Consider the following 10,311-nt stretch of genomic DNA (forward strand, 5'->3'; position numbering starts at 1 on the left):
CTGCGACCGCGGGCGGCCCCCGGACCCAGTTAACCCCTCACGGAGGCACCCATGGGGCGCTACGTCGCACGACGACTGCTCCAGATGATCCCGGTGTTCATCGGGTCAACCTTTTTGATCTTCGCCATGATGTTCGCGCTGCCCGGCGATCCCGTCAGAGCGCTCATGGGAGACCAGGCGTTTGACCCCGCGGTGGTCGAAGCCATCCGCCATGACCGCGGGCTCGACCTGCCGCTCTGGCAGCAGTACCTGAAGTACCTCTTCGAGCTGCTTCAGGGCAACTTCGGCACGGAGATCGCGAGCCAGCGTCCCATCGCCGACATCATCGCGCAGGCGTTCCCGGTCACCATCCGGCTGACGCTCTTCGCCTTCACCTTCACGGTGATCGTCGGCATCGGCCTCGGCATCGTCGCGGGCCTGCGTCCCGAGTCCGTGCGGGACCGGGGGCTCCTCGCCCTCACCCTCGTGCTGATCTCGATGCCCTCCTTCGTGCTGGGCTACCTGATGCAGTACCTGTTCGCCTTCAAGTGGGGGATCACCACCCCGACGGTGCAGGACTCCGAGAGCTTCGGGGACCTGCTGCTGCCGGCCATCGTCCTCGGTTCGCTCTCCCTCGCGTACGTGGCACGTCTGACCCGTACGTCGATGGCGGAGAACCTGCGCGCCGACTACATGCGCACGGCGGTCGCCAAGGGCCTGCCGCGCCGCCGCATCATCGGTGTCCACCTGATGCGCAACTCGCTCGTTCCGGTGGTCACCTTCCTCGGCACCGACATCGGCAACCTGATGACCGGCGCCATCGTCACCGAGGGCATCTTCAACGTCCAGGGCGTCGGTGACGCGATCTACGAGGCACTGTTCCGCCGCGAGGGGGCGACCGTCGTCGGCATCGCCTCGCTGATCGTCCTCGTCTACCTGCTCGCCAGCCTGCTCGTCGACCTGCTTTACGCGGTCCTGGACCCGAGGATCCGGTATGCCTGAGAAGACCGCAGCCACTGCGGCGACCACCGGGGCCGAGAAGGTCACCAGCACCGCCGCCGCTCCCGACACCGCGCTGGTCACCCAGGCGCCCAAGCCGGACAAGGCGCGCAGCCTGTGGTCCGACGCCTGGCACGACCTGCGCCGCAACCCGCTGTTCCTGATCTCGGCGGGTCTGATCGTCCTGCTGATCGTCATCTCGGCGTTCCCGGGCCTGTTCACCAGTGCCTCGCCGCGCGACGCCGACCTGGCGAACCACTACCTCGGCCAGCCGAACTGGAGCCACTTCTTCCAGCCCGACTGGTTCGGTTACGACGGCCAGGGCCGCTCCATCTACGCCCGAGTCGTCTACGGCGCCCGCGCCTCGATCATCGTCGGTGTCGGCGTCACCCTTCTGGTGACCCTGCTGGGCACCCTCGTGGGCATGATCGCCGGCTACTTCGGCGGCTGGATCGACACGCTCCTGTCGCGCGTCACCGACATCTTCATGGGCATCCCGTTCCTGCTCGGTGCGCTCGTCGTCCTCACCAGCTTCGAGAAGCGCGCCGTCTGGGTCGTCATCCTCGCCCTGGTGTTCCTCGGCTGGACGCAGATCGCCCGTGTCGCGCGCGGCTCGGTCATCACCATCAAGCAGGCCGACTACGTGGTGGCGGCCAAGGCGCTCGGCGCCTCGACCACCCGCATCCTGACCCGGCACGTGCTGCCCAACGCGCTCGCGCCGATCATCGTCGTCGCGACCATCGCACTCGGCGGCTACATCGCCGCGGAGGCGACGCTGTCCTTCCTCGGTGTCGGCCTGGCCGAACCGACGGTCTCCTGGGGCGTCGACGTGTCCAGTGGACGTGAGCAGCTCCGCAACGCACCCCACGTGCTGATCATCCCCTCGGTGATGGTCTCGATCACGGTGCTCTCGTTCCTGATGTTCGGCGATGCGGTTCGCAACGCCCTCGACCCCAAGCTGCGCTGAGGAGGGCGTACGACGTGACCATCATCGACAAAACAGCAAGCGTCCCCGCGCCCCGCGAGGGCAACGACTTCTCCGGTCCGCTGCTCGAAGTGCGCGACCTGCACGTCGAGTTCCACACCCGTGACGGTGTCGCCAAGGCCGTCAACGGTGTGAACTACAGCGTCGACTCCGGTGAGACCCTGGCCGTGCTGGGTGAGTCCGGCTCGGGCAAGTCCGTCACCGCCCAGGCCATCATGGGCATCCTCGACATGCCGCCCGGGAAGATCCCGAACGGGCAGATCCTCTTCCGCGGCCAGGACATGCTCACCATGAGCAACGAGGAGCGGCGGCAGATCCGCGGCCGGAAGATCGCGATGATCTTCCAGGACGCGCTGTCCTCGCTCAACCCCGTGCTCTCCGTGGGCTACCAGCTCGGTGAGATGTTCCGCGTCCACCAGGGGCTGTCCAAGAAGGAAGCCAAGGCCAAGTCCATCGAGCTGATGGACAAGGTGAAGATCCCGGCCGCCAAGGCCCGGGTCGGTGACTACCCGCACCAGTTCTCCGGCGGTATGCGCCAGCGCATCATGATCGCCATGGCCCTGGCTCTCGAGCCGGACCTGATCATCGCCGACGAGCCGACCACCGCGCTCGACGTGACCGTCCAGGCCCAGGTCATGGACCTGCTCGCGGAGCTGCAGCGCGAGTACAACATGGGTCTGATCCTGATCACCCACGACCTCGGCGTCGTCGCCGACGTCGCGGACAAGATCGCCGTGATGTACGCGGGCCGGATCGTCGAGACCGCCCCCGTGCACGAGCTGTACAAGCGGCCCGCCCACCCGTACACCCGGGGTCTGCTCGACTCGATCCCGCGCCTGGACCAGAAGGGCCAGGAGCTGTACGCGATCAAGGGTCTGCCGCCCAACCTGCTGAAGATTCCGAGCGGTTGCGCGTTCAACCCGCGCTGCCCCAAGGCGGACGACATCTGCCGTACGGACATCCCGGCGCTGGTTCCGGTGACCGAGCAGGACGGCAGCGAGCTGCCCGGCCGCGGAAGCGCGTGCCACTTCTGGAAGGAGACGATCCATGGCTGAGCTCAAGAAGACGAACGAGGCCGTGGACGCGACCCCCAACGTCACCAAGGTGGAGACGGTCGACGTCGCCACGGAGGAGGCGGCCGTCGCGGCGCTCGACGCCACCGTCGAACGCGGTGAGCCGATCCTGCAGGTGCGCAACCTGGTCAAGCACTTCCCGCTGACCCAGGGCATCCTCTTCAAGCGCCAGGTCGGCGCGGTCAAGGCCGTGGACGGGGTCTCGTTCGACCTCTACCAGGGCGAGACGCTCGGCATCGTCGGCGAGTCCGGCTGTGGCAAGTCCACCGTCGCCAAGCTGCTGATGACGCTGGAGAAGGCGACCGCCGGCGAGGTCTTCTACAAGGGCCAGGACATCACCAAGCTGTCGGGCCGCGCGCTGAAGGCGGTGCGCCGCAACATCCAGATGGTGTTCCAGGACCCGTACACCTCGCTCAACCCGCGTATGACGGTCGGCGACATCATCGGCGAGCCCTTCGACATCCACCCCGAGGTGGCTCCGAAGGGCGACCGGCGCCGCAAGGTGCAGGAGCTGCTGGACGTCGTCGGTCTCAACCCGGAGTACATCCACCGGTATCCGCACCAGTTCTCGGGCGGTCAGCGCCAGCGCATCGGCATCGCCCGCGGCCTCGCGCTCAACCCCGAGATCATCATCTGCGACGAGCCGGTGTCGGCGCTGGACGTCTCCGTCCAGGCGCAGGTCGTCAACCTGATGGAGAAGCTGCAGGACGAGTTCAACCTCTCCTACCTCTTCATCGCCCACGACCTGTCGATCGTCCGGCACATCTCGGACCGCGTCGGCGTGATGTACCTCGGCAAGATGGCCGAGATCGGCACCGACGTGCAGATCTACGACCACCCGACGCACCCGTACACCCAGGCGCTGCTGTCCGCCGTCCCCGTCCCGGACCCGGAGGCGCGTGAGGGCCGCGAGCGGATCATCCTCACCGGAGACGTGCCGTCCCCGGCGAACCCGCCGTCGGGCTGCCGCTTCCGCACCCGCTGCTGGAAGGCCGAGGAGAAGTGCGCCACCGAGGTGCCGCTGCTCGCGGTGCCCGAGCGCTTCAAGGGGCAGGACACCCCGGCCGCGCACGAGTCGGCGTGCCACTTCGCCGAGGAGAAGGACGTCGTCCACGCGGCGTAGTCCCGGGCCTGACACAGAAGGCGCCTGCCCCCTCTCCGGGGGCGGGCGCCTTCGCCGTTCCAGCACGACTGCCCTGCCGGAAGCTGCGATCCGGGATCAGCCTGGCTGGGGAACAGCGCTCGAACAAGCAGCCGCACACTATGCGGTGCGGGTTTCCCGGCAGGAAATGCGTTGCGGCGGCTCATCGCCCCGCCGACAGTGGGCGGATGGATCACGAACCGATCGACCTCGCCGGCCGCCGCATCACACTCGGCGACGTCGGCGACGAGAACTGGCGTGCCGTCGCCGACGTCGCGCCGAGGGACGAGCAGCGCGTCTTCGTCGCCGCCCTCGCTGCCCGCTACCTGCTGCTCTCGATGCGCGGCGGCCCGTGGAACTCACTCGCCGTCTCGGCGGACGACACCGTGGTCGGCCATGTCATGTGGGCGTACGACGAGGAGGACGGGACCCACTGGATCGGGGGCGTGGTCGTCGACGCCGAGGAACAGGGCAAGGGTGTGGGGCGGCAGGCCATGCTCCTGCTGATCCGGCTGCTGTCCGTGCGCCCGAACTGCCGGGAGATACGTCTCTCCTACCATGCGGCCAACACCGGCGCGGCGAAACTCTATACGGCTCTGGGCTTCGAACCGACGGGGGACTTCGAGGACGACGAGATCGTGGTCGCTCTCCCCGCCGGACGGGTACCGGTCGCCTGAGGCCGGCGAAAACCCGTTGCGGGCAACGCGCCCGGCGCGAACAGTGGCGTCATGTCTCTCACCGTCCGGCCCGCGACCCTCGCGGACGCGCCCTCCATATGCGCCCTGCTGAACGCCGTCGACGTCGTCGAGATCGGACGGGCCGACACCGAACTGCACACCGTGGAGACCGACCTCGCCCACCCCGACGTCGATCTCGCCCAGGACTCCTGGCTGGTGCACGAGGACGGTGACCTCGTGGCGTACGGAATCCTGTGGAGCGACTCGGGCGCCGGTGACATCGGCGTCGACCACTACGTCCTGCCCGGCCGTTCGCGGGCCGCCGGGCTGGTGCTGAGACGGATCGAGGAGCGAGCCGCACGCAAGGCGGCGGCCGCCGGCGCCGAGCAGGCCGTGCTCCACCTCCACCTCAACGTGCGGCCGTCCCTCGACACCGCGCTGCTCGACGCCAGGGGCTGGCGCACCGTGCGCCGCTACCAGGTCATGACCCGCCCGCTGTCCCCGGCCGACCGTGTTCCCGAGCCGCCCGCCGGGGTGACGCTGCGCAATTGCGTGGCCGATGCCGACCACCGGATCGCGCACGCCCTGGTGGAGGAGACCTTCGCCGAGCACTTCGACCACCACCCCCGCACCTACGACCAGTGGGTGGCCGACCTCGGCGACCACCGCGACCGGACGCTCATGTGGATCGCCTCGGTCGAGGGCGAGGGCGATGTGGCCGTCCTGCTGACCAGGGACGACAAGGAGTCCATGGGCTGGATCGGAAACATCGGTGTGCGCAGGGCCGCCCGCGGCCGCGGCCTCGCCGGCTTCCTGCTGCGCCATGCCTTCGCCAGGTACGCCGCCCGAGGCCGGGACACCATCGGCCTGGCGGTGGACACCCGGAACGCGAGCGGGGCCCTCGGCCTTTACGAGGCACACGGGATGACGCTGCATTACGCGATCGACACATGGGAGCTCGTCGTACCCCTTTCCGCGGCCTCCGCACGGGTGTCCTGAAAATGCGTTAGATCCTTTATGGAGTGATATTGGGCCCAAGGGAGACTTGGGATCGAGGAGGCACTCCATGCGTGGAGCCACACGCGCGAAGTGGGCCGCTTGCACGCTCGCCGTCGTACTCGCCGCGACGGCGTGCGGCGGGGGAAGCGACAGCGGCGGCAGTGGCGCCGACGGCATCGTGAGCTCTTCCTGGGGCGACCCGCAGAACCCGCTGGAACCCGCCAACACCAACGAGGTGCAGGGCGGCAAGGTGCTCGACATGATCTTCCGCGGGCTCAAGCGGTACGACCCCAAGACCGGCGAAGCCCAGAACATGGTCGCCCAGAAGATCGACACCACGGACTCGGTCAACTTCACGGTCACCCTCAAGCCCGGCTGGAAGTTCAGCAACGGCGAGGCCGTCACCGCCCGCTCGTTCGTGGACGCCTGGAACTACGGCGCCCACCTCAAGAACAACCAGCGCAACGCGTACTTCTTCGGCTACATCGAGGGGTACGACAAGGTCCACCCCGAGAAGGGCGAGGCCGGAGCGGAGAAGCTCTCCGGCCTCAAGGTCGTCGACGACACCACCTTCACCGTCAAGCTCACGCAGAAGTTCTCCACCTGGCCCGACACCCTCGGCTACGCGGCGTTCTCCCCCCTGCCCCGTGCCTTCTTCGACGACCACGACGCCTGGCTCGCGCAGCCCGTCGGCAACGGCCCGTACACCGTCGACTCGTACGCCAAGGGCTCGCAGATGTCGCTGCGCCGCTGGGACGGCTACACCGGACCCGACAAAGCGCAGAACGGCGGCATCGACCTCAAGGTGTACACGGACAACAACACGGCCTACACCGACCTCATCGCCGGCAACCTCGATCTCGTCGACGACGTGCCCGCCGCCCAGCTGAAGAACGTGAAGGCGGACCTCGGGGACCGCTACATCAACACCCCCGCCGGGATCATCCAGACCCTCGCCTTCCCCTACTACGACGACGCCTGGAAGCCCGCCGACAAAGCGAAGGTCCGCACCGGCCTGTCCATGGCGATCAACCGCAAGCAGATCACGGACACCATCTTCCAGCAGACCCGCACACCGGCGAAGGACTGGACCTCGCCGGTGCTCGGCGAAGAAGGCGGCTACGACCCGACGCTGTGCGGCAAGGCCTGCGAATACAACCCGGCACAGGCGAAGAAGCTGATCGCCGAGGGCGGCGGGCTGCCCGGCGGCCGCATCACGATCTCCTACAACGCCGACACCGGCTCGCACAAGGACTGGGTCGACGCCGTCTGCAACTCCATCAAGAACGCCCTGGGCAACGACAAGGTCTGCGTCGGCAACCCCGTCGGCACCTTCGCCGACTTCCGCAACCAGATCACCCAGTCCAAGATGTCCGGCCCCTTCCGGGCCGGCTGGCAGATGGACTACCCGCTGATCCAGAACTTCCTCCAGCCGCTCTACTACACCAACGCCTCGTCCAACGACGGCAAGTGGAGCAACAAGAAGTTCGACGACCTCATCGACAAGGCCAACGCCGAGACCGATCCCGTCCAGGCGGTCGAGACCTTCAAACAGGCACAGGAGGTCGTACGCGACGAGATGGCCGCCATCCCGCTCTGGTACCAGAACGGCAGCGCCGGCTACTCGGAACGCGTCTCGAACGTCGCACTCAATCCGTTCAGCGTCCCCGTCTACAACGAGATCAAGGTCAACTGACGGCGGAAGGCCCCCGGCCCGGCGCGCCCCGGCGCCGGCCCGTCGCCCTTCCCACGACCCCCCGGAGCCCGCGATGGGACGGTATGTGATCCGGCGTCTGCTGCAGATGATCCCTGTCTTCTTCGGCGCCACCCTGCTGATCTTCCTCATGGTCAACGTGATGGGCGACCCCATCGCGGGCCTGTGCGGAGAGCGGCAGTGCGACCCGGCGACGGCGGCCCAGCTGCGCAAGGAGTTCGGCCTCGACAAGCCACTGTGGCAGCAGTACGCGACCTACATGGGCAACGTCTTCACCGGGGACTTCGGCACCGCCTTCAACGGGCAGGAAGTCACCGAGCTCATGGCTGACGCCTTCCCGGTCACGATCAGACTGACCCTGGTGGCCATCGCCTTCGAGATCGTCATCGGCATCACCCTCGGCGTCGTCACCGGCCTGCGCCGCGGCCGGCCCGTCGACACCGGCGTCCTGTTGCTCACGCTCGTCGTCATCTCGGTACCGACGTTCGTCACCGGTCTGCTGCTCCAGCTACTGCTGGGCTACAAGTGGGGCCTCGTCGACCCGTCCGTCTCCACCGACGCCCGGATCGGCGAACTGATCATCCCCGGGCTGGTCCTCGCCTCGGTGTCGCTCGCCTATGTGACCCGGCTGACCCGCACCTCGATCGCCGAGAACAGCCGCGCCGACTACGTCCGCACCGCCAAGGCCAAGGGACTCCCGCGGAGCAGAGTGATCCGCAAGCATCTGCTGCGGAACTCGCTGATCCCGGTGGTGACGTTCATCGGAACCGACATCGGGGCGCTGATGGGCGGCGCGATCGTCACCGAACGGATCTTCAACATCCACGGCGTCGGCTACCAGCTCTACCAGGGCATCCTGCGCCAGAACACGCAGACCGTCGTGGGCTTCGTCAGCGTGCTCGTCATCGTGTTCCTCGTGGCCAACCTGCTGGTGGACCTCCTGTACGCCGTGCTGGACCCGAGGATCCGCTATGCCTGAGCCCCAGAACCCGCACTTCGACGACCCGGCGCACTCCGCGGTCGCCGCCACCGGCGCCGGAGGTGCCGCAAACCTCGCGATGAGGGAGGGGGAGACGCTCGAGAAGAGGCCGGGCCCGGGCCGCCCCGAAGGCACCGGCCCCGCCGCCAAACCGCGGAGCCTCTGGTCGGACGCCTGGCGGGATCTGCGGCGCAACCCCGTCTTCGTCGTCTCCGCCCTGGTCATCCTCTTCCTGATCGTCATCTCGCTGTGGCCCTCACTGATCGCCTCCGGCAACCCGCTGAGCTGCGATCTCGCCAAGGCCCAGGAGGGCTCCCAGCCCGGACACCCCTTCGGGTTCAACGGCCAGGGCTGCGACGTCTACACCCGCACCGTCTACGGGGCACGGGCCTCCGTCACCGTCGGCGTCTGCGCCACCCTCGGTGTGGCACTGCTCGGCTCGGTCCTCGGCGGGCTCGCCGGCTTCTTCGGTGGCTCCTCGGACGCCGTGCTGTCCCGGCTCACCGACGTCTTCTTCGGCATCCCCGTGGTCCTCGGCGGCCTCGTCCTGCTGTCCGTCATCACCAGCAGCACCGTCTGGCCGGTCGTCGGCTTCATGGTGCTGCTCGGCTGGCCGCAGATCTCCCGTATCGCACGCGGCTCCGTCATCACCGCCAAGCAGAACGACTATGTGCAGGCCGCACGTGCCCTCGGAGCCTCCAGCGCACGGATGCTGTTGCGGCACATCGCCCCCAACGCCGTCGCCCCGGTGATCGTGGTGGCGACCATCGCGCTCGGCACCTACATCTCGCTGGAGGCAACGCTCTCCTTCCTCGGCGTCGGTCTCAAACCCCCGACCGTCTCCTGGGGCATCGACATCTCGTCGGCCTCCCCCTACATCCGCAACGCCCCGCACATGCTGCTGTGGCCCGCGGGGGCGCTGGCGGTCACGGTGCTCGCGTTCATCATGCTCGGCGACGCGGTGCGCGACGCCCTCGACCCCAAGCTGCGCTGAAGGCGCCAAGGAGCCGCCATGTCCGTCACGTCCCGCGAGGCCGTCATGTCCGCAGAGCCGGGCGCCTGTGGCAGGCTGCTCGACGTACGCGGCCTGCGGGTGGAGTTCCGTACCCGCGACGGAGTCGCCCAGGCCGTCAACGGCGTCGACTGCACCGTCGACGCGGGCGAGACGCTCGCCGTGCTCGGCGAGTCCGGGTCCGGCAAGTCGGTCACCGCCCAGGCCGTGATGGGCATCCTCGACATGCCCCCCGGCCGGATCACCGGCGGCGAGATCCTCTTCAAGGGCCAGGACCTGCTGACGATGCGGGAGGAGGAACGGCGGAAGATCCGGGGCGCGGGGATGGCCATGATCTTCCAGGACGCGCTGTCCTCGCTCAACCCCGTACTGAGCGTGGGCGACCAGCTCGGCGAGATGTTCGTCGTCCACCAAGGGATGTCGCGGAAGGACGCGAAAGCCAAGGCCGTCGAGCTGATGGACCGGGTCCGCATCCCCGCCGCGAAGGAACGCGTCGGTCAGTACCCGCACCAGTTCTCCGGCGGTATGCGCCAGCGCATCATGATCGCGATGGCGCTCTCGCTGGAGCCCGACCTGATCATCGCCGACGAGCCGACGACCGCCCTCGACGTGACCGTCCAGGCCCAGGTCATGGACCTGCTGGCCGAGCTCCAGCGCGAACTCGACATGGGTCTGATCCTGATCACGCACGACCTCGGCGTCGTCGCCGACGTCGCGGACAAGATCGCCGTGATGTACGCGGGCCGGATCGTC

The 10,311-nt window shown here is 68.1% G+C and carries 10 protein-coding genes; all 10 read left to right on the plus strand.

Annotation, left to right across the window (positions count from 1 at the left end; all coding sequences use genetic code 11):
* Positions 1-51 precede the first annotated feature (51 nt).
* Positions 52-981: an ABC transporter permease gene (locus ABZ070_RS32145; protein ID WP_356639035.1), complete on the plus strand. Its 930-nt coding sequence runs from the start codon at positions 52-54 to the stop codon at positions 979-981.
* Positions 974-1,945 carry an ABC transporter permease gene (locus tag ABZ070_RS32150; protein ID WP_356639037.1) on the plus strand — a complete coding sequence of 324 codons (972 nt, stop codon included), beginning with the start codon at positions 974-976 and terminating at the stop codon, positions 1,943-1,945. The genes ABZ070_RS32145 and ABZ070_RS32150 overlap by 8 nt, the downstream gene beginning before the upstream one ends.
* Before the next feature lie 14 nt (positions 1,946-1,959).
* Complete coding sequence (locus tag ABZ070_RS32155; RefSeq protein WP_356639039.1) at positions 1,960-3,018, plus strand: ABC transporter ATP-binding protein; 1,059 nt, start codon at positions 1,960-1,962, stop codon at positions 3,016-3,018.
* A complete protein-coding gene (locus tag ABZ070_RS32160) occupies positions 3,011-4,159 on the plus strand; it encodes a dipeptide ABC transporter ATP-binding protein (RefSeq protein ID WP_356639041.1) in 1,149 nt (382 codons plus the stop codon). The genes ABZ070_RS32155 and ABZ070_RS32160 overlap by 8 nt, the downstream gene beginning before the upstream one ends.
* A gap of 206 nt (positions 4,160-4,365) precedes the next feature.
* Entirely contained in the window at positions 4,366-4,854 is a 489-nt protein-coding gene (locus tag ABZ070_RS32165) for a GNAT family N-acetyltransferase (protein WP_356639042.1), read from the plus strand.
* Between the two features lie 51 nt (positions 4,855-4,905).
* Complete coding sequence (locus ABZ070_RS32170; protein ID WP_356639044.1) at positions 4,906-5,853, plus strand: GNAT family N-acetyltransferase; 948 nt, start codon at positions 4,906-4,908, stop codon at positions 5,851-5,853.
* A gap of 67 nt (positions 5,854-5,920) precedes the next feature.
* On the plus strand, positions 5,921-7,549 hold the full coding sequence (locus tag ABZ070_RS32175) for an ABC transporter substrate-binding protein (RefSeq protein WP_356639046.1): 1,629 nt from the start codon (positions 5,921-5,923) through the stop codon (positions 7,547-7,549).
* A 73-nt stretch (positions 7,550-7,622) separates the two neighbouring features.
* Positions 7,623-8,546 carry an ABC transporter permease gene (locus ABZ070_RS32180; protein WP_356639048.1) on the plus strand — a complete coding sequence of 308 codons (924 nt, stop codon included), beginning with the start codon at positions 7,623-7,625 and terminating at the stop codon, positions 8,544-8,546.
* Complete coding sequence (locus tag ABZ070_RS32185; protein ID WP_356639050.1) at positions 8,539-9,540, plus strand: ABC transporter permease; 1,002 nt, start codon at positions 8,539-8,541, stop codon at positions 9,538-9,540. Before ABZ070_RS32180 ends, ABZ070_RS32185 begins: the two co-directional genes overlap by 8 nt.
* Before the next feature lie 18 nt (positions 9,541-9,558).
* Positions 9,559-10,311, plus strand: a 753-nt coding sequence (locus tag ABZ070_RS32190) for an ABC transporter ATP-binding protein (protein WP_356639052.1), incomplete at its 3' end; no start/stop codon positions are given.

Source organism: Streptomyces sp. NPDC006283 (assembly GCF_040613325.1).
Lineage (GTDB): Bacteria > Actinomycetota > Actinomycetes > Streptomycetales > Streptomycetaceae > Streptomyces.